This window comes from Pseudomonas lundensis, assembly GCF_001042985.1.
GTDB lineage: Bacteria > Pseudomonadota > Gammaproteobacteria > Pseudomonadales > Pseudomonadaceae > Aquipseudomonas > Aquipseudomonas lundensis.
Genome location: NZ_JYKY01000004.1, coordinates 41,697 through 61,457, shown reverse-complemented (window position 1 = coordinate 61,457; position 19,761 = coordinate 41,697). Strand labels below are relative to the sequence as shown.

The window sequence follows — 19,761 nt, the reverse complement described above, 5'->3', positions numbered from 1 at the left end:
GCCATGAGAGCCGACCTGGAAATCATCCAAGACTGGATCCCCGCTGGCAGCCGCGTGCTCGACCTCGGTTGCGGTAATGGCGAACTGCTGAGCTGGCTGCGCGACAACAAGCAAGTCACCGGCTATGGGCTGGAAAACGACCCGGACAACATTGCCGAATGTGTTGCCAAAGGCATTAACGTCATTGAGCAGGATCTCGACAAAGGGCTGGGCAACTTTGCCAGCAACAGCTTCGACATCGTGGTCATGACCCAGGCATTGCAGGCCGTGCACTACCCCGACCGGATCCTCGACGAAATGCTGCGGGTCGGCCGTCAATGCATCATCACCTTCCCCAACTTCGGCCACTGGCGCTGCCGCTGGTACCTGGCCAGCAAAGGCCGCATGCCGGTGTCCGAGTTTTTGCCGTACACCTGGTACAACACGCCGAACATTCACTTCTGCACCTTTGAAGACTTCGAAGCGCTGTGCCGTGAGCGTGAAGCGCGTGTCATCAACCGCCTTGCCGTGGATCAACAACATCGACACGGGTGGGCCAGCAAGATATGGCCTAACCTGTTGGGCGAGATTGGCATTTACCGTGTCAGCAGTCCTGGCCTTCAGGACCATAACGTCGCGGTTTAACAGGTTCGCTCAAAGGAGAAAGACCATGGGTCGTATTGGGTTACTACTGCTTTCAATGTGTTTGGGCGCGCAGGCCATGGCGGCCGACGTGAATCCTGCCCAACGGCAGCAGACGTTTGGCGACATGACGGTGTATTACAACGCGTTCCCGTCTACTTTTCTGACGCCTAAGATTGCCAAACAGGTTGAGGTCTCGCGCAGCAAGAACAACGCCGTGCTGAACATCACCGTCAACAAGGCGGGCAAAAATATACCGGCCAATGTGCAGGGCACGTTTAAAACCGGGGATGAAAAGCCAAAGCGCCTGAGCTTCCGGCAAACCGGCAAAGGTGGCGAGATCAATTATCTGGCCCAGTTCCCGGTCAAAGGCCCGCAAACTTTCACCTTCAAGGTGGATGTAAAAGCGGGCGGCGCTCGCGCTGAAACAATCGAATTTACTCAAATGGTCGCTCCAATCGAATGATGAACTTCACGCAACTGGTACTCGCCAGCCACAACGCGGGCAAACTCAAAGAACTTCAGGCCATGCTCGGCGAGTCGGTGCAGTTGCGCTCGATTGGAGAGTTCAGCAGCGTCGAGCCGGAAGAAACCGGCTTGTCGTTTGTCGAGAACGCCATTCTTAAGGCCCGCAATGCATCGCGCATTTGCGGCCTGCCCGCATTGGCGGACGACTCGGGGCTGGCGGTGGATGCTCTGGGCGGCGCGCCAGGCATTTACTCTGCCCGCTATGCCGATGGCCAAGGCGATGCGGCGAACAACGCCAAATTGCTCGATGCCCTCAAAGACGTGCCGCAAGCCGAACGCGGCGCGCAGTTTGTCTGCGTCCTGGCCTTGGTCCGCCACGCTGACGACCCGCTGCCGATTATCTGCGAAGGCTTGTGGCACGGGCGCATTCTGCCTGCCGCCAGCGGTGAGCACGGTTTTGGCTACGACCCGCTGTTTTGGGTGCCTGAACGCAATTGCTCCAGCGCCGAGCTCAGCCCGGCGGAAAAAAACCAGCTCAGCCACCGCGCTCGCGCCATGGCTTTGCTGCGTCAGCGTCTGGGCCTGAAATGACCCACGACACACCTCCCCAGCCGCTCTATCTCGGTGCGGCTGGCTTTTCTCAGCAGGCGCCCCGCGCCCCCCTGACACAACTGCCACCGCTGTCGCTGTACATCCACATTCCGTGGTGCGTGCGCAAATGCCCGTATTGCGATTTCAATTCCCATACCGCCAGCCCGGAACTGCCCGAAGAAGCCTACGTGGACGCGCTGCTGGCCGATCTCGATCAGGACCTGCACGCGGCATATGGGCGCGAGCTGAGTTCTATTTTCTTTGGCGGCGGTACGCCGAGTCTGTTCAGCGCCGCGGCGCTGGGCCGTTTGCTCAAAGGCGTTGAAGCACGCATTGCGTTTGCCGCCGATATCGAAATCACGCTGGAAGCCAACCCCGGTACGTTCGAGCAGGAAAAGTTCGTCGCGTACCGTGCGCTGGGGATCAATCGGCTGTCCATTGGTATCCAGAGTTTTCAGCCAGAAAAGCTCAAGGCACTGGGACGTATCCACAACGGCGACGAAGCCGTGCGTGCCGCTGGCATGGCGCGTCAGGCGGGGTTTGACAACTTCAACCTGGACTTGATGCACGGTTTGCCCGATCAGTCGCTGGAGGACGCCCTGAGCGACCTGCGCCAGGCCATCGCCCTCAAGCCGACGCATCTGTCGTGGTATCAACTGACGCTGGAACCCAACACGGTGTTCTGGAACCAGCCTCCGACGCTGCCGGAAGACGACACCCTGTGGGACATTCAGGAAGCGGGGCAAGCCCTGCTCGCCGAACATGGCTACGCACAGTACGAAGTGTCGGCTTACGCCCTGCCCGGCCGACCGGCGCGGCATAACCTCAACTACTGGAGCTTTGGCGACTTCATCGGCATTGGCGCCGGTGCCCATGGCAAGTTGAGCCATCCCGATGGCCGCATCGTGCGCACCTGGAAAACCCGCCTACCGAAGGATTACCTAAATCCGGCGAAGAGCTTTCAGGCTGGCGAGAAAGTTCTGACTGCCGAAGAACTGCCGTTTGAGTTTCTAATGAACGCCTTGCGCCTGACTGACGGCGTGGATTCAGCCCTTTATCCACTGCGCACCGGCTTACCCCTCGACAGTTTGAACGCCGGGCGTGAAGCCGCCGAACAAAGTGGCTTATTGCAGGTCGAACCGACACGCCTGGCGGCGACTGCCCGAGGCCAGCTGTTTCTCAATGACCTGTTGCAGCACTTTTTGACGTAAGGAAATCGAATGGACTTGGTACTCGACCTGCTTGCCACGGTATCGCGCTGGAGCCGCAGCCACCTCTCGGAGATCTCCCTGGCATTGATTGGCTGTTTGCTGGTGCTGTTTGGCGCTGACTTCAAGGGCTGGGTCGAGCAACGTCTGGGCAGTATCGCCGGCGCCTTGCGCGTCCCGCTGATGGCGCTGTTGTGCCTGATCGGCAGCGGCGCAGCGCTGATCTACGCCACGCCGTGGGTCGAGCGCGGGCTGAGCCAGTTCAACAACTACAGCCTGGCGCCGGTGTTGCTGGTGGTGTTGGTGCTGATCGGCGTGGTGGCTGATCGCCGCTAACCCGTAGCTGCACGTGCTGGCCGGGGGGATAAAGGCCACGCAGATAGCAGCCGATTGTGGGCTACGCTTGGGTATCGCCTGATACGTGAGCACTGCCCATGCCGAAGCTTTTAAATGGCAATCTCGATGCACTGAAAGTGGCGCTGGCGATAGCCGTCGTCGCGCTGCACTGCAAGATTCTGGGCGGTAATGACACGGCCATCGGTTACATGCTGGGCAACGGGCTGTTTCGGGTCGCGGTCCCTGTCTTCTTTATCATCAACGGGTATTACCTGTTCCACACCCTCAGCGAAGGCCACTCGTTCGGCACGTGGTTCAAACGCGGTTTGTGGATGTACCTCTTCTGGATGCTGGTCTACAGCCCGTTTTACGTCGACCCTGCGACGCTGGGCTCTCTAAAAGGCGTGCTCGGGATCATCAAGTCTTTGTTGATCGGCTATTTCCACCTCTGGTATCTGGTGGGCATGCTGGGCGGTGGACTGATCCTGTATGCGCTGCGCAATTCGGCCACTCCAACGCTGATGACGCTGGCCCTGATCGCCTATGCGATCGGGCTGACATTGCAATATGCGCGTGTTTATTACGTTCTGCCCGACCCCTTGCTGCAGCACTTCAATCAAAACGACTACGCCGCCCGTAACTTCCTGTTCATGGGTTTCCCGTTCATGTGCATGGGGTTTGTGTTGGCCAGGCATCAGGTCCCGCAAAAGGTGACGCGCCCATGGGTGTGGGGCTGGCTGGTGGCGGGCACAGCCCTGATGCTGACCGAGTCGTACATCAATTACTCGCTGCGGGCCAAGCCGCAGGTGTATTTCGACTTTATGTTTTCGTTGCCCGTTCTCACGCCTGCACTGTTTTTGCTGGCGTGCGTGTATGTTCGGGCGTCCAGCCGCAACACGGCGGCCAAGGTGTCTTCGGCGGTGTATTACATCCATCCGATGTTTATTTTGGGGGCACTGGCGGCGGGGATGGCGTACGGCAACCTGCTGGCGCTGGTGGTCATCGCCCTGGCGCTGGCGGCCGCGCCGGTGCTGATCCTGCTGAGCAAACGCGTCAGGTTCGTGCTGTGATGCACCGCGACGGACGTCGCCTAAAGAAACCGGCCCCCGAGCGGAGGCCAGTCATTGAAAAATGGCTCAGGCCAGTTTTTCGAACTTCAAGTCCCACACGCCATGCCCAAGACGTTCGCCGCGGCGTTCGAACTTGGTGACCGGGCGCTCAGCAGGGCGCGGCACGCAACGGCCGTCTTCGGCCAGGTTGCGGTAACCCGGTGCCACGTTCATGACTTCAAGCATGTACTCGGCATAGGGTTCCCAGTCGGTGGCCATGTGCAAGACACCGCCGACCTTGAGCTTGGAGCGCACCAGTTCCGCGAAAGACGCCTGCACGATGCGGCGCTTGTGGTGGCGGCTCTTGTGCCACGGGTCCGGGAAGAACAGCAGCAGACGGTCCAGGCTGTTGTCCGCGACGCAGCGGGTCAGGACTTCGATGGCGTCGCAATCGTAGACACGCAGATTGGTCAGGCCCTGGGTCAGCACGCCATTGAGCAATGCGCCCACGCCCGGACGGTGAACTTCGACCCCGATGAAATCCTGCTCCGGCGACGCTGCTGCCATCTCCAGCAGGGAATGCCCCATGCCAAAGCCGATTTCCAGCGTGCGCGGTGCAGAGCGGCCAAAGACCTGATCGAAATCGACCGGCGCATCGGCCAGCGGCAAAACGTACAGCGGCGCACCTTGATCGAGGCCGCGTTGCTGGCCTTCGGTCATACGCCCGGCGCGCATGACAAAGCTCTTGATGCGACGGTGCTGGCGATCTTCGCCTTCTTCCGGGGTTGGGGTATCGAGTGGTTCAGTCATCAGGGGCTCTTACTTGATCAGACCATCCAGCGGCGAGGAGGCGCTGGCATAGAGTTTTTTCGGCATACGCCCGGCCAGATAGGCCAGACGACCTGCCTCAATGGCGTATTTCATGGCTTGGGCCATGAGGATCGGGTGCTGGGCATTGGCGATGGCCGAGTTCATCAGCACCGCTTCGCAGCCCATTTCCATGGCGATTGTCGCGTCGGAGGCCGTGCCCACGCCCGCGTCCACCAGCACCGGAATGTTGGCTTCTTCAAGGATGACCCGCAGGTTGTACGGGTTGCAGATGCCCAGACCGCTGCCGATCAGGCCGGCCAACGGCATCACGGCCACGCAGCCCATGGCTTCGAGCTCACGGGCGATGATCGGGTCATCACTGGTGTAAACCATCACGTCGAAACCTTCCTTGACCAGCACTTCGGCGGCCTTGAGGGTTTCGATCACGTTGGGGAACAGGGTTTTCTGGTCGGCCAGCACTTCAAGCTTGACCAGGTTATGGCCATCGAGCAGCTCACGGGCCAGACGGCAAGTGCGCACCGCTTCAATGGCGTCAAAGCAACCGGCCGTGTTCGGCAGGATGGTGTAACGGTCTGGCGGCAATACATCGAGCAGGTTCGGCTCGCCGGGGTTCTGACCGATGTTGGTGCGACGCACGGCGACTGTGACGATTTCAGCACCCGAGGCCTCAATGGCCAGACGGGTTTCTTCAAGGTCGCGGTATTTGCCCGTGCCCACCAGCAAACGGGATTGGTAGGTACGGCCGGCCAGGATAAACGGCTTGTCGCTACGAACATTGCTCATCGGTAAACCTCTTGAATATGAATTCTCAGTGGCGCTGCGGGGGTAAACGTTCGGTCCGAAACCTAGCCGCCACCGATGGCGTGAACCACTTCGACCTGATCGCCCTCTTTGAGCACCGTGTCTGCGTGTTGGCTGCGCGGGACGATGTCCAGATTCAGCTCAACCGCCACCCGACGGCCCGCCAACTCCCGAAGCGCCAAAAGGCCTGCGACGGTCTCGCCGTCCGGCAGTTCACAAGGTTCACCGTTCAACTGAATGCGCATGCTCGACGCTGCCTTCATTTTTAGGGGGCCAGCATTCTAGCCCGATCCGTCAGGTCGACCCAAGCCATTCATCTTGCGCCCTCAGCTCAGGCGCCAGGCGGCCAGTCCCAGGCACAACCAGCCCGCCAAAAAAGCCACGCCGCCAATCGGGGTGATCATCCCCAGCTTGGCGATACCGCTCATCGTCAGCAGGTACAAGCTGCCGGAGAACAGCACGATCCCCACGGCGAAACACAAGCCTGCCCACGTCACCAGGCGGCTTTGCAGCTGGGTGGCAAGCAACGCCACGCCCAGCAGAGCCAGGGTGTGAACCAGTTGATAGGTGACGCCTGTATGAAAAACAGCCAGATACTGTTCGCTCAAACGGCTTTTCAAGCCGTGGGCTGCAAAGGCGCCAAGCGCCACACCGGTAAAGCCAAAAAACGCAGCCAGCATCAGAAAAACGCGCAGCATGGGGGCACTCCCGTAAGGTCATCGAATGGCGCAGGGTCTGTATAATGGCCCGCTCAACGGGTTCGGCCAAGCCATCTATGCTGCGTTTACTGGTTCATCGATTGTTCAAAGCCCTGCTGTGGTTCGCTGCCGGCAGTGCAGTGCTGGTGCTGATTATCCGCTGGGTGCCACCGCCAGGCACCGCGCTGATGGTGGAGCGCAAGGTTGAATCGTGGTTCGACGGCCAGCCCATCGACCTGCAACGCAGCTGGCGGCCATGGGACGAGATCTCCAATGATTTGAAAGTCGCCGTCATTGCCGGCGAGGATCAGAAATTTGCCGAGCATTGGGGCTTTGACCTGAGTGCCATTCGCGCCGCGTTCGTGCACAACGAGCGGGGCGGCACATTGCGCGGGGCCAGCACCCTCAGTCAGCAAGTCGCTAAAAACCTGTTTTTGTGGTCGGGCCGCAGCTGGCTGCGCAAAGGGCTGGAAGCCTGGTTCACGGGGCTGATTGAAGTGTTGTGGCCCAAGCAACGCATTCTGGAGGTCTACCTCAACAGCGCCGAGTGGGATGACGGCGTGTTTGGCGCCGAAGCGGCCGCGCAACATCATTTTGGCGTGAGTGCTGCCCGGTTGAGCCGTCAGCAGGCCAGCCAATTGGCCACGGTATTGCCGAACCCGCGCAACTGGAGCGCCGGTCGCCCGTCTGCGTATGTGAGCACGCGTGCGGCCTGGATACGCCAGCAAATGCGTCAATTGGGCGGGGACAGTTATCTGGACACCCTGAACAACTCACGCCAGGCGCCGTGGCCCTTGTAGCCCCTGACTCTCGGCACTTCAGCGTGATGCACATACAAAAACGCCCCGACTCAGCGGGGCGTTTTTTTGTCGGCCGATTTAGGCGGCAATCGACAGTTTGAGCTTGTTCATCGCGCTTTTTTCCAGCTGACGAATACGCTCGGCAGACACGTTGTACTTCTGTGCCAGGTCATGCAGCGTGGCTTTCTCTTCAGCCAACCAGCGCTGATAGAGAATGTCGCGGCTGCGTTCATCCAGCACTTCCAGCGCTTCGTGCAGGTTGCTGGTGGAGTTATCGGTCCAGTCAGCATCTTCCAGTTGACGCGCAGGGTCGTAGCGGTGGTCTTCCAGATAGTTGGCTGGCGACTGGAACGCACTGTCATCGTCCGCTTCAGCAGCCGGGTCGAACGCCATGTCATGGCCGGTCAACCGGCTTTCCATCTCACGTACTTCGCGCGGTTCAACGCCAAGGCTCTCAGCCACGCGATGTACTTCGTCGTTGTTCAGCCAGGCCAGCCGTTTTTTCTGGCTGCGCAGGTTGAAGAACAGTTTGCGCTGCGCCTTGGTGGTCGCCACTTTCACGATCCGCCAGTTGCGCAGGATGAACTCGTGAATTTCAGCCTTGATCCAGTGCACAGCGAACGACACCAGACGCACACCCATTTCAGGGTTGAAGCGTTTGACCGCTTTCATCAGGCCAACATTGCCTTCCTGGATCAGGTCGGCCTGTGCCAGGCCATAGCCCGAATAACTACGAGCGATGTGTACGACAAAACGCAGGTGGGCGAGCACCATCTGCCGAGCCGCCTCAAGATCCTGCTCATAATAGAGACTCTCGGCCAGTTCACGCTCCTGCTCCGGCGTCAGCAGTGGAATGTTGTTCACGGTGTTTACGTAGGCCTCAAGGTTCGCACCAGGGACCAACGCATACGCAGGTTGCAAAGAAGTGGTCATACGAAAAACCTCCGACTCACATAACTCGTGCAGTTCAGCACTGCGAAAATTGACCGGGAACCACAAAAAAAGTTCCCACATAAGCTGAAAAGGTCAACAGGTAAAAATGAAACTACTTGGGTGAAAGCTCACGTAAATGCCGTGCTACCGCAATCCATGCACCGATATACCCTAACAGTACCGCGCCAAGCAAGAGCGACAGACCGTCGGCAACAGGCACGCCCGCGAGGGCAAAATCGCTGCCATAAAGACCGGCCAGCCCGACAACCGCGTCATTGAGCCAGTTCAGACCGAACGCCAGAACGCCCCACGAAAGTACACCGGCACCAAAGCCATAAAGCGCGCCCATGTATAGAAACGGCCTACGCACATAGCTGTCAGTACCGCCGACCAGCTTGGTGACCTCAATCTCGACTCTGCGGTTCTCGATATGCAGCCGAATCGTATTACCGATCACCAGCAACAGGGCCGAGACCAGCAGCACCGTCAAACCGAACACAAAACGATCACCCAATTTGAGGATGGCCGCCAGACGCTCAACCCAGACTAGATCAAGTTGCGCCTGTTGCACTTTCGGCAACTCGGAAAGTCGCTCGCGAAGGGCCTCAAGGGTGGCTTTATCTACCTCATTCGGCGTCACCAGGACCACGCCCGGCAACGGGTTATCCGGCAGCTCCTTGAGCGCTTCGCCCAGCCCTGACTGCTGTTGGAACTCTTCAAGGGCTTGTTCGCGGCTGATGAACTCAGCCTGCGCGACACCGGCCATACCTTTTATCTGATTGCTCAGTTGCTCGCCCTGATCGCCCGTGGCGTCCATCTGCAAGTACACCGAAATCTGTGCTGCGCGCTGCCACGAGCCTCCCAGGCGTTCCACATTGTTAAGCAACAACGACAGGCCCATGGGCAAGCTCAGCGCCACGGCCATCACCAGGCAGGTAAAAAAGCTGCCAATCGGCTGCTTGCCCAAACGCCGCAGGCTGTCGAGCAAACTGGCGCGGTGCGCGTCGATCCAGGCGTGAAACAACATGCCAAACGTCGGGCCGTCGTCTTCATCGTGCTTTTTCTTCGGTGGCTGCGGTTCAGCGGCCTTGGGCGCAACGCGCTCCGATACCTTGGGGCTGCGTGTTGCACTCATTGCCCGGCCTCCCCGTCGCCGATCAATCGCCCGCGCTGCAAGGTCAACATGCGATGACGCATGCGGGCGATCAGTGCCAGGTCGTGGCTGGCAATCAGTACGCTGGTGCCCAACCGGTTGATGTCTTCAAATACGCCCATGATTTCCGCCGCCAGACGCGGGTCGAGGTTGCCGGTGGGTTCATCGGCCAGGAGCAATGCTGGGCGATGCACGATGGCGCGGGCAATACCCACGCGTTGTTGCTGGCCCGTGGACAGGTCGCCGGGGTACAGGTCGGTTTTATCCGAGAGCGATACCCGCTCCAGCGCCGAATCAACGCGCTTGACGATTTCGGCCTTGGACAGCCCTTGAATCTGCAACGGCAAGGCGACGTTATTGAACACGGTGCGATCAAACAGCAACTGGTGGTTCTGGAACACCACGCCGATCTGACGCCGCAAAAACGGGATTTGCGCGTTGCTGATCTGGCTCAGGTCTTGCCCGGCCAGCAGCAACTTGCCGCTGGTGGGGCGTTCCATGGCCAACAACAGGCGCAACAACGTACTTTTGCCCGCGCCAGAATGGCCCGTGACAAAAAGAAATTCGCCACGGCGGACCCGAAAGCTCAGCTCGTGCAGGCCCACATGTCCATTTGGATAGCGTTTACCGACCTGCTCGAAACGAATCATGGACGCTCCCGCTCCGCAAACAGAGCCTGAACAAAGGGTTCGGATTCAAACGTGCGCAAATCATCGATGCCTTCACCGACACCAATAAAGCGGATCGGGATGCCGAATTGCTTGGCCAGGGCGAAGATCACGCCACCTTTGGCCGTACCGTCCAGCTTAGTCAGCGCCAAGCCGGTCAGCGCGACCGTCTGATTGAATTGTTTGGCCTGACTGATGGCGTTTTGGCCAGTACCGGCGTCGAGCACCAGCAGCACTTCGTGCGGCGCGTCTTCGTCGAGCTTGCCAATCACGCGGCGAACCTTTTTCAGTTCTTCCATCAAGTTGTCTTTGGTGTGCAGGCGCCCGGCCGTGTCCGCGATCAGCACGTCAATCCCGCGGGCCTTGGCCGCTTGTACGGCGTCGAAGATCACCGAGGCGGAGTCGGCACCGGTGTGCTGTGCAATCACGGGGATGTGGTTGCGCTCGCCCCACACTTGCAATTGCTCCACCGCCGCAGCGCGGAAAGTATCGCCCGCAGCGAGCATGACTTTCTTGCCTTCGAGTTGCAGTTTTTTCGCCAGTTTGCCGATGGTGGTGGTTTTGCCCGCCCCATTCACGCCGACCACCAGAATCACGAACGGCTTGTTTTGCGATTCGATTTTCAGCGGCTGTTCAACCGGCTTGAGCATCGCTGCCAGCTCGTCCTGCAAGGATTTGTACAACGCGTCGGCATCCGTCAATTGCTTGCGCGCCACTTTTTGCGTCAGGTTCTTGATGATCACCGACGTGGCCTCGACACCCACATCTGCCGTCAACAAGCGGGTTTCGATTTCTTCGAGCAGGTCGTCATCGATGGCCTTTTTGCCCAGGAACAGACTGGCCATGCCCTCGCCAATGCTGGCGCTGGTTTTCGACAGACCTTGCTTGAGACGGGCAAAGAAACCGGTTTTGGCTTCGGGAGCAGGTTCGGCCTTAGGAGCCGGAGCCTCAATCACCGCAGGCGGCGTTTCAACGACCGGGGCAGGCACCGGTCGAGGTGCAACCACCACGGGCTCGGCCACCGGTTCAATGACAGGAGCAGGGGCTGGTTCAATCACGGGCTCGATGTGCTCAAGCACTTCGACCGCAGGTGGCGTGGCGAACACAGGTTCTGCGACCACCTCGATTTCCGGCGCCGGAATCGGCGGCACGATATGCGGCGCTTGCACGTCCTCGACCAACGCCACCGGCTCTTCCGGGACGGGCAAAGGCGGCCATGGCTCAGCGGCGGTCTGCGGCTCGACAGCAGGCTCGATCACCACCACTTCTTCAGGGGTGGGCGCCACGATCACGGGCGCGGCGTCGATCAAGGTCTCGGGCGCTGTCTCGGGGGCCGCAGCCGGCTGTTCAACGACGGCTTCCTGCGGCTTTCTGCGCAGCCATCCGAACAGGCCTTTTTTCTCGCCAGCCTTGGCTGGGTTCTTCTTGTCGTCGTTGGAACCAAACATGGAGGACGGCTATCTCATCGTAGCGAAGCGCCACTGTGGCGCCCCGGCAAATAATATTCGGTGTGAAAAAGACTGTATTTTTGTCAGCTCGTTCGCACACAACTTAGTCGCAGGGTAAAAAACACCTGCGAAACTTCGTCTTTACTCGGAACCGGATCGGGAAAATCGGCAAAAAAGCGAAATTTACCGGGATACATCCACACTTCCAAGCGGGCTCCTATACTGCCCGATCAAACGTCGTCTGATCGTCAAAGGCCTGATAGGCGTGGCCGCCAGTAAAACGGATCAGTATCCTAGCACCTCCTCACCCGCAGACGCTAAGGCCAAGCGGGCAGCCCTACAGGTTTAAAAACGAATGAATGCTCTAGCCCGCCGCGCTGCTGGCCTGTTGCTCAGCACAGTTTGCCTTCCACTTTCGGCCTTGGCAGCCGAGCCGCAACCCACCCATGAGTTCCGTCTGGACAATGGCCTTAAAGTCATCGTCCGCGAAGACCACCGCGCACCGGTCGTGGTGTCGCAGGTCTGGTACAAGGTGGGCTCCAGTTACGAGACACCCGGCAAGACCGGCCTGTCCCATGCCCTTGAACACATGATGTTCAAAGGCAGCAACAAGGTGGGTCCCGGCGAAGCCTCGTTGATCCTGCGCGACCTGGGCGCACAGGAAAACGCCTTCACCAGCGACGACTACACCGCGTATTACCAGGTACTGGCCCGCGACCGTCTGGGCGTGGCCTTTGAGCTGGAAGCCGACCGCATGGCCAGCCTGCGTCTGCCGCCCGAAGAGTTCAAACGCGAGATCGAAGTCATCAAGGAAGAGCGCCGTTTGCGCACCGATGACCAACCGATGAGCAAAGCCTACGAACTGTTCAGCGCCATGGCCTACCCGTCCAGCGGCTACCACACCCCGACCATCGGCTGGATGGTCGACCTGGAGCGCATGAGCGTTGCCGAGCTGCGCGCGTGGTACGAAGAGTGGTATGCACCGAACAACGCCACGCTGGTGGTGGTCGGGGACGTCACCCCGGACGAAGTCAAAGCGTTGGCCCAGCGTTATTTCGGCCCGGTGGTCAAGCGTGAAGTACCGATCGCCAAGGCTCCGCTTGAACTGCCGACCCCCGGCGAGCGCCTGCTCAAGGTTCATGTGCAGACCCAACTCCCGAGTCTGATGATGGGCTTTAACGTGCCGAGCGTGTCCACCGCCAAAGACCCGGTCACGGTCAACGCCCTGCGCCTGATCTCGGCCCTGCTGGACGGCGGCTACAGCGCGCGCATGCCCACTCAACTGGAGCGCGGTGAAGAACTGGTCTCCGGCGCATCGTCAAGCTATGACGCGTTCACCCGGGGCGACAGCCTGTTCCTGCTCAGCGCCATGCCCAACAGCCAGAAGAAGGTCACGATGGCTCAAGCCGAAGCTGGCCTGTGGCGCTTGCTCGACGACCTGAAAAAGACGCCGCCCACGCCTGAAGAATTGGAACGCGTTCGCGCTCAAGTGATCGCCGGTCTGGTCTACGAACGTGACTCGATCACCTCGCAAGCCACGTCCATCGGTCAGCTTGAAACCGTCGGTTTGTCCTGGAAGCTGATGGACACCGAGCTGCAAGACCTGCAAAAAGTGACCCCGGCCGACATCCAGCAAGCCGCCCGCACCTATTTCACTCGCGACCGTCTGAGCGTTGCGCACGTACTGCCCGAGGAGAAAACCCATGAGTGAGCGTAAAGGTCCCCGCTACGCCCTGCTCGGCCTGACCGCCGCTGTTCTGGTCGGCGCACTCGGCTACTATTTCGCCAGCCCGGCTGAGTCCGTAGCCAGCCCGGCACTGGAAAACGCCAAGACCGAGCACACACTGGAGTCGCTGGCAGAACTGGACGGCAAGGCCCCCAGCCACCGCGCCATGAATGTTCAAACCTGGAAAACCGCCGAAGGCTCCAAAGTCCTGTTTGTTGAAGCCCGCCAGTTGCCGATGTTCGACCTGCGCGTGACCTTCGCCGCCGGCAGCAGTCAGGACGACAACACCCCAGGACTGGCCTTGCTGACCAATGCCATGCTCAATGAAGGCGTTGCCGGTAAAGATGTCGGCGCCATCGCCCAGGGTTTTGAGGGCCTGGGAGCCGAGTTCGGCAATGGTGCCTATCGCGACATGGCCGTGGCCTCCCTGCGCAGCCTGAGCGACCCGGCCAAACGCGCGCCTGCGTTAAACCTGTTTGCTGAAGTGATTGGCCAACCGACCTTCCCGGCCGACTCGTTGGCCCGCATCAAAAACCAACTGCTGGCCAGCTTTGAATTCCAGAAGCAAAACCCCGGCAAACTGGCCAGCGATGAGCTGTTCAAGCGCCTGTACGGCAATCACCCGTATGCTCACGCCAGCGACGGCAATGCTCAAACCGTGACGTCAATTACCGTCGACCAGCTCAAAGCCTTCCACAACAAGGCTTATACGGCGGGCAACGCCGTGATCGCGATCGTCGGCGACCTGTCGCGCGAAGAGGCCCAAGCCATGGCCGCCCAAGTATCGGCCGCACTGCCCAAAGGCCCTGCGCTGCCAAAAACCGTGCAGCCGACCGAGCCCAAGCCGGGTGCAACCCACATCGAGTTCCCGTCCAAGCAAACTCATTTGCTGCTGTCGCAATTGGGCATTGACCGCGACGACCCGGACTACGCCGCGTTGTCGCTGGGCAATCAGGTACTCGGCGGTGGCGGTTTCGGTACGCGCCTGATGACGCAAGTGCGCGAGAAACGCGGCCTGACCTACGGCGTGTACTCCAACTTCAGCCCGATGCAGGCTCGCGGTCCGTTCATGATCAACCTGCAAACCCGCGCAGAGCTGAGCGAAGGCACGCTCAAGCTGGTGCAGGACATCCTCGCCGACTACCTCAAAGAAGGTCCGACGCAAAAAGAACTCGACGATGCCAAACGTGAACTGGCCGGCAGCTTCCCGCTGTCCACTGCCAGCAACGCTGCCATCGTCGGCCAACTGGGCGCGATGGGCTTCTACGATTTGCCTTTGGACTATCTCGAAACCTTCATGCAGCAGTCCCAGAACCTGACCACCGAGCAGGTCAAGGCCGCCATGAACAAGCACCTGAGCGCCGACAAAATGGTCGTGGTGACCGCCGGCCCAACCGTGCCGCAAAAACCACTGCCGCCTCCAACCGATAAACCTTCAGAGCAACCTCTTGGGGTTCCGGAGCATTAATGGCAAAGCCCAAAAACACATCGCACTCGGGTGCGGGTCAGTTACGCATCATTGGCGGGGAATGGCGCAGCCGCAAGCTCGACTTCCCCCACGTAGAAGGCCTGCGGCCTACACCCGACCGTGTACGTGAAACCCTGTTCAACTGGCTCGCGCCCTACATCGGCGGCGCCAAGGTCCTGGACGTGTTTGCCGGCAGCGGCGCACTGTTCCTCGAAGCCATGTCCCGTGGCGCCGCCAAGGGCGTGGCACTGGACAGCAATCGCGATGCGATTTCCAACATCCGCGAGAACATGGGCATCCTGCGGTGCACCGTAGGCCAGGTGCAGCAGACGGACGCCCTGCGTTATCTGGATGCCGCCCCCGGCGACACGTTTGACGTGGTCTTCCTCGACCCGCCGTTCCACAAGGACCTGCTCAAGCCTGCCTGCGACCTGCTGGAACAGCGCGGCTGGCTGGCAGACGAGGCCTGGGTCTACACCGAGAGCGAAGTCCGCCCTTCGGAACTGGGCTTACCTGCCAACTGGCGCCTGCACCGCGAACAAAAAGCCGGGGGCGTGAACTACGCCCTGTGGCAGCGTGAAGCGCCTCAGGTGCCTGCTGAACAATAAGCGCCGCTGATCTCTGTGCAGTCGCTGCCGTCCATGGCGGCAACGACTGCATGTCACCTGCAACTGCCCTATCTATGTACCGCCTCGCCTGCCCGGCAACCACGCATTCTGTGTGCTCGACCCGATCGCTCTCCTTACGTGCGCATCTGCACCGATCGGCGTTATCCAAACAACGGAATGTGAACCATGAGCCCTACCACTGAAAAACCGACTTACGCCTACACACTGGACAACGGCCTACACGTCGTTGTGCGCCAGGATCACCGCACCGAGGCTATCTGCGCCTCGTTGTTCCACAAAGTCGGCACCGACCATGAACGCCCGGACCAGCGCGGTCTGGCCTATCTGGCGGGTGGCGCCACCTTCAAAGACAAAGCGTTGGAGAAGACAATCGGCGCCGTTGCCAACGGCTGGCTCGATTACCACCTCAGCACTTACAGCCTCGAAGCGCCGCGAACCGGACTGCAAACGGTTCTGCAATTGCTGGCGGGCAGGATGGCAACCCCCGTACTGACCCAGGAGCGCCTCAACAAAGGCCTCCTGCGCACGCGAGAACTGGAACTGAGCGAGCCGTACTTCACCTCGGATCACTGGATCAGCCCTGAATTCGAACAGCTGATTTTCCCCTCGGCCGGCAAGGTCTACAAATTTGCAAACATCGACCACCTTGAGCGCATGACGGTCGCGGATGTACTGCGCTGGCATGAAGAAGGCTACGCGCCCAACAATTCGATTCTGGTCGTGGCAGGCGATACCACCCTTGAAGAGATTCAACCTTTGGTCCAGCGCATGTTTGGCGGTGTTCCGCGTTTCAATGGCTTTACTCCGATAGAACAGCCTGCCAGCCAGCCCCTTGGCGATGAACGCAGACTCACTCAATACCTCGATACCCCGAGGCCGCGCCTGCAACTGGCCTTCAACACCCCTGGGCTGGCCACCGTTGAAGACACACGCGACCTGCGCGCGTTGCAAGTCATCAGCGCCTTGTTGACCAGAGGCCCGCAGGCCTGGCTACCGGGCAAGTTGTCCGGTGGCGCGCAAACCCTGAGCAGCGCGATCAGCCGCTTTCCGGGCTATCGCCTGAAAGATGATCTGTTCCTGATCAGCGCCACCCTCGGCGAACACACCTCGGCGTCTATCGATCACGTTGAGCTGGAAATAAAGCAACTGCTGGAAACACTCAAAAATCACGCACTGGATACAGACACGCTGTGCTACGGCCGACATCAGGCTCTGGCCTACCTTAACGATCTGGACACCCTGGAAATGCAGGCCTCGGTGATCGGCAACCTGCTTGCCATCGGTCAATCCTGGACGCTGATCGATGACGAAGCCCAACAGATACGCCGCATCACGGCCGAGGACATCCTGCGTGTGGCCAACACGTACTTCACACCGGAACGCTTGAGTGTGGCGCATATCCTGCCGCGCACCCCTTGACCCCCATTGAGTAAGGCGCGCTACCTATATACCGCCTTGCTGCATTCGGGTTGATCCACCCTGTTCTGACCTACAAACAGAACACTCAAGGATCCTCCCGGATGAAACTCCCGCTCTTGGGTCGCTGGCTAATCGCCTTGTGGTTGCCAGCGACCGTTCATGCCCACTCACACCCCGTTACTCACGTTTTCACACTCGACAACGGCCTGAAGGTCGTCGTCCGCGAAGATCACCGCGCCCCCGTGGTGGCGTCCCAGCTTTGGTACAAAGTCGGCGCCAGCTATGAGCAGGAAGGGCAAACAGGTGTGTCCCACGCGCTGGAACATATGGTGTTCAAAGGCAGCAGCAAGTTGCCTGAAGGCCAGGCGGTGAAGGTGTTTGATTCGCTGGGCGTCAGTCACCAGGCCACCACCCGCCCCGATGCCACTTTCTACACGCAGCTACAGGCGAAAAACCGGCTGGCGGTGTCGCTGGAAGTACTTGCCGATCAGATGCGCAGCGCACGCTGGAGTGAAGCCCAGTTACAGACCGAATTACAGGTCATCCAAAAGGAACGCCTGACCACCGTCGACCACAACCTGTGGAGCCTGATCAACGAGCGGCTTAAAACCACGGCCCATGTGGCCAGCACCTATAAAAACCCGATTCTGGGCTGGATGCATGACATCCAGCGCATGCCCGAGCCGCCACTCACCCAGTGGTATCGACAGTGGTACGCGCCAAACAATGCCGTTCTGGTCATCGCCGGCGACGTTACCCTGGCGCAGGTCAAAGCCATGGTCACCGAGCATTTCGCCGCGCTGGTCGCACGCCCGCTGCCCACGGCACGGCCACCGGTCGAACTGCATCGTCTCGGGCGCCGCGAGTTGCACCTTGGCCTCCCCAGCCCCAATGGCAAGCTGGCCCTGGCGTTTAACGTGCCCAGCTTAAAAACCGCAAAAGACCCTCAAACCGCCTTTGGCCTGCTGGTGCTCAACGAGTTGCTGGCCAGCAGCAACAGCTCATCCCTCAAGGTCAGTCTGCTCCATGAACAAGGGTTGCTGGCAGGCGCTTATTCCCATTACGACCTGTTGAACCGCGGCGATGGCCTGCTCAGGTTGTGGGCTGAAATCAGCCCTTCGAGCACGCAGGCGCCCCACGACATCGAGCGCCTGATCTGGGCGCACTTTGATGGGCTAAAAACCACGCCCGTCAGCGCTGAAATCCTGGACCGCGCCAAACGCAGAATCATCACCAAGCGCATCTATGCCCACGATCAAGTCGAGAAACAAGCCAGCGAACTGGGCGAACTGGAAAGCATCGGGCTGCCCTGGTCCACCCTCGACACTCAGGCCCGGAGCGTGCTGGCACTGACCGCATCTGACATTCAGCAACTGGCCCGCACCTACCTCACTGAAAACCGCTACAGCGCCGCTTACCTGCCGGGGCCGGAGAAAAAACATGACTGACCTGTGCCCGACGCCAAAGCGTTCCTCCTTCCTGCGCGCAGCACGTTCAGTGCTGGTCATCAGCCTGAGCCTGAACGCCGCGGCGCACGCCGTAGAACCCGCATCGACGGGGCTGAAGACCCTGGAGACCCTTGATGACAGCCACATTGCCAACCGCCCCCTGAAGGTTCATGCCTGGTCAACCCATGAAGGCACCGGCGTGCTCTTTATCGAAACCCGCGAGATTCCTGTGGTGGACCTAAGCGTGCGCTTCTCGGCAGGCAGCAGCCGGGACGATGACATGCCGGGGCGAGCCGCGCTGACCTTGAAACTGTTGCATCAAGGCATTGAGGGCAAGGACGCGCAGACCATTGCCGACACCTTCGATCAACTGGGCGCGCAACTGACGTCTTCCGTGGACAAGGACGAAGTGCGCGTGAACCTGCGCACCCTGAGCGAACCAAAGACGCGCAGCGCGGCCGTTGAGCTGTTCACGCAACTGGTCAGCGCCCCCGCGTTTTCCCCGGCGGCCACCGAGCGCATCAAGGCAACCGCACTCAACGAACTCACGCTGGCCCGGCAAAACCCCGCTTTGCTCACCCAACAGGCCCTGCATGCACAGCTATACGCCGGTCATCCTTACGCCAGAGCGCAGGCAGGCAACGAGCAGAGCATCGCAAAGCTCGGGGCTGAACACCTGCGGGCCTTCCATCAACAGGCCTACAGCGCCTCCAATGCCTTGCTGGTGATGGTCGGTGACCTCTCGCTGGACGACGCCACAACGCTCAGCATCGCCTTGAGCCAAGCATTGCCTCAAGGGCAGAAACTGGCGCCCATTGCGCTGAGCATGGGCATGGCAACCCGGCCCGGCCATGCGCACGTTGAAGCGCTCTCCGGCCAGACCCACATCATGCTGGCGCAGCCCGGCATACCGGCCAATCACCCCGATTACGTCGCGCTGCAAGTGGCCAGCCTGCTGTTCGGTGGCTCCGGTCATAACCGCCTGATTAATGAGCTACGCCATAAGCGCGGGTTGACCTACAGCGCAGCGTCCTTCATGCCGCTGTGGGAGGCGGGAGGCCCCTGGACCATCAGCGTGCAAACCGATCCCGACCACCAAGAAGCCACGATCAGGCTTGTCAAAACGCTGTTTGAGCAATGGTTGGACGAAGGGCCGACCGAGCAAGAACTGGTCGACGTCAAGCGACGGCTCGCGGGGAACCTGCCGCTGACCAGCGCCAGCAATGCGCAAATGCTGCAACAGTTGCTGCTCATCGGCGCACACGGGTTACCCCGCAACTTCGACGCGCTGGTCATGCAAGCGCAACAGCTGACGCCTGCGCACATCAAAGCGGTCATAAACCGGTATCTCAAGGCCGATCAATGGGTGATAACCAGCCATGGCCCCACGACGACCCAGCGTCCTTTACCTGTCCCGGCGCCCTGAATGCCCGGCGCCGATCATTGCGTACTTATGTAACGCACGT

The 19,761-nt window shown here is 60.1% G+C and carries 21 protein-coding genes; 13 read left to right on the top strand and 8 right to left on the bottom strand.

Going from position 1 to position 19,761, the window contains the following annotated elements:
* Window positions 1-3 precede the first annotated feature (3 nt).
* From metW to TU74_RS04565, 6 genes are all read left to right on the top strand, one after another.
* Entirely contained in the window at window positions 4-624 is a 621-nt protein-coding gene (gene metW, locus TU74_RS04590) for a methionine biosynthesis protein MetW (RefSeq protein WP_047279459.1), read from the top strand.
* A gap of 25 nt (window positions 625-649) precedes the next feature.
* Entirely contained in the window at window positions 650-1,087 is a 438-nt protein-coding gene (locus TU74_RS04585; protein WP_048375327.1) for a DUF4426 domain-containing protein, read from the top strand.
* Window positions 1,084-1,680, top strand: coding sequence for an RdgB/HAM1 family non-canonical purine NTP pyrophosphatase (rdgB, locus tag TU74_RS04580; RefSeq protein ID WP_047281476.1), 597 nt, complete (start codon window positions 1,084-1,086; stop codon window positions 1,678-1,680). The genes TU74_RS04585 and rdgB overlap by 4 nt, the downstream gene beginning before the upstream one ends.
* Entirely contained in the window at window positions 1,677-2,891 is a 1,215-nt protein-coding gene (hemW, locus tag TU74_RS04575) for a radical SAM family heme chaperone HemW (RefSeq protein WP_047296111.1), read from the top strand. Before rdgB ends, hemW begins: the two co-directional genes overlap by 4 nt.
* A 9-nt stretch (window positions 2,892-2,900) precedes the next feature.
* Window positions 2,901-3,224: a DUF3392 domain-containing protein gene (locus TU74_RS04570; RefSeq protein ID WP_047278383.1), complete on the top strand. Its 324-nt coding sequence runs from the start codon at window positions 2,901-2,903 to the stop codon at window positions 3,222-3,224.
* Window positions 3,225-3,322: 98 nt separating this feature from the next.
* The gene (locus tag TU74_RS04565) at window positions 3,323-4,294 is read left to right on the top strand and encodes an acyltransferase family protein (RefSeq protein ID WP_048375325.1); all 972 of its coding nucleotides are present in this window, start codon (window positions 3,323-3,325) and stop codon (window positions 4,292-4,294) included.
* 66 nt (window positions 4,295-4,360) lie between these two features.
* Here the strand turns inward: TU74_RS04565 and trmB are convergent, their stop codons facing one another.
* From trmB to TU74_RS04545, 4 genes are all read right to left on the bottom strand, one after another.
* Entirely contained in the window at window positions 4,361-5,083 is a 723-nt protein-coding gene (gene trmB, locus TU74_RS04560) for a tRNA (guanosine(46)-N7)-methyltransferase TrmB (protein WP_047279463.1), read from the bottom strand.
* A 9-nt stretch (window positions 5,084-5,092) separates the two neighbouring features.
* The gene (locus TU74_RS04555) at window positions 5,093-5,887 is read right to left on the bottom strand and encodes a thiazole synthase (RefSeq protein ID WP_047278387.1); all 795 of its coding nucleotides are present in this window, start codon (window positions 5,885-5,887) and stop codon (window positions 5,093-5,095) included.
* A 62-nt stretch (window positions 5,888-5,949) separates the two neighbouring features.
* Window positions 5,950-6,150, bottom strand: a complete 201-nt coding sequence (thiS, locus tag TU74_RS04550) for a sulfur carrier protein ThiS (protein WP_047278389.1) — start codon at window positions 6,148-6,150, stop codon at window positions 5,950-5,952.
* Between the two features lie 81 nt (window positions 6,151-6,231).
* Entirely contained in the window at window positions 6,232-6,603 is a 372-nt protein-coding gene (locus TU74_RS04545; protein ID WP_047296123.1) for a DUF423 domain-containing protein, read from the bottom strand.
* 44 nt (window positions 6,604-6,647) lie between these two features.
* On the opposite strand from TU74_RS04545, the gene mtgA reads away from it, so the two are divergent.
* Entirely contained in the window at window positions 6,648-7,403 is a 756-nt protein-coding gene (mtgA, locus tag TU74_RS04540) for a monofunctional biosynthetic peptidoglycan transglycosylase (RefSeq protein WP_048375323.1), read from the top strand.
* 78 nt (window positions 7,404-7,481) lie between these two features.
* Here mtgA and rpoH read toward each other — a convergent pair whose 3' ends face one another.
* The 4 genes from rpoH to ftsY form a co-directional block, all read right to left on the bottom strand.
* Window positions 7,482-8,336 (bottom strand): RNA polymerase sigma factor RpoH, encoded by an 855-nt coding sequence (gene rpoH, locus TU74_RS04535; protein WP_048375494.1) that lies wholly within the window; start codon window positions 8,334-8,336, stop codon window positions 7,482-7,484.
* Between the two features lie 112 nt (window positions 8,337-8,448).
* Window positions 8,449-9,471: a permease-like cell division protein FtsX gene (gene ftsX / locus TU74_RS04530; RefSeq protein ID WP_047278399.1), complete on the bottom strand. Its 1,023-nt coding sequence runs from the start codon at window positions 9,469-9,471 to the stop codon at window positions 8,449-8,451.
* Window positions 9,468-10,139 carry a cell division ATP-binding protein FtsE gene (gene ftsE, locus TU74_RS04525; RefSeq protein WP_047278401.1) on the bottom strand — a complete coding sequence of 224 codons (672 nt, stop codon included), beginning with the start codon at window positions 10,137-10,139 and terminating at the stop codon, window positions 9,468-9,470. The genes ftsX and ftsE overlap by 4 nt, the downstream gene beginning before the upstream one ends.
* Window positions 10,136-11,605 carry a signal recognition particle-docking protein FtsY gene (ftsY, locus tag TU74_RS04520; RefSeq protein ID WP_048375321.1) on the bottom strand — a complete coding sequence of 490 codons (1,470 nt, stop codon included), beginning with the start codon at window positions 11,603-11,605 and terminating at the stop codon, window positions 10,136-10,138. The genes ftsE and ftsY overlap by 4 nt, the downstream gene beginning before the upstream one ends.
* A gap of 355 nt (window positions 11,606-11,960) precedes the next feature.
* Between ftsY and TU74_RS04515 the strand changes: the two genes are divergently transcribed.
* From TU74_RS04515 to TU74_RS04490, 6 genes are all read left to right on the top strand, one after another.
* Window positions 11,961-13,316: a M16 family metallopeptidase gene (locus TU74_RS04515; protein WP_048375320.1), complete on the top strand. Its 1,356-nt coding sequence runs from the start codon at window positions 11,961-11,963 to the stop codon at window positions 13,314-13,316.
* Complete coding sequence (locus TU74_RS04510) at window positions 13,309-14,799, top strand: M16 family metallopeptidase (RefSeq protein WP_047279468.1); 1,491 nt, start codon at window positions 13,309-13,311, stop codon at window positions 14,797-14,799. The genes TU74_RS04515 and TU74_RS04510 overlap by 8 nt, the downstream gene beginning before the upstream one ends.
* Entirely contained in the window at window positions 14,799-15,407 is a 609-nt protein-coding gene (rsmD, locus tag TU74_RS04505; protein ID WP_047278409.1) for a 16S rRNA (guanine(966)-N(2))-methyltransferase RsmD, read from the top strand. The genes TU74_RS04510 and rsmD overlap by 1 nt, the downstream gene beginning before the upstream one ends.
* Before the next feature lie 186 nt (window positions 15,408-15,593).
* Window positions 15,594-16,847, top strand: a complete 1,254-nt coding sequence (locus TU74_RS04500; protein WP_048375317.1) for a M16 family metallopeptidase — start codon at window positions 15,594-15,596, stop codon at window positions 16,845-16,847.
* Window positions 16,848-16,948: 101 nt separating this feature from the next.
* Window positions 16,949-18,295: a M16 family metallopeptidase gene (locus TU74_RS04495; protein WP_048375315.1), complete on the top strand. Its 1,347-nt coding sequence runs from the start codon at window positions 16,949-16,951 to the stop codon at window positions 18,293-18,295.
* Window positions 18,288-19,721 carry a M16 family metallopeptidase gene (locus TU74_RS04490; RefSeq protein WP_048375314.1) on the top strand — a complete coding sequence of 478 codons (1,434 nt, stop codon included), beginning with the start codon at window positions 18,288-18,290 and terminating at the stop codon, window positions 19,719-19,721. The genes TU74_RS04495 and TU74_RS04490 overlap by 8 nt, the downstream gene beginning before the upstream one ends.
* Window positions 19,722-19,761 lie beyond the last annotated feature (40 nt).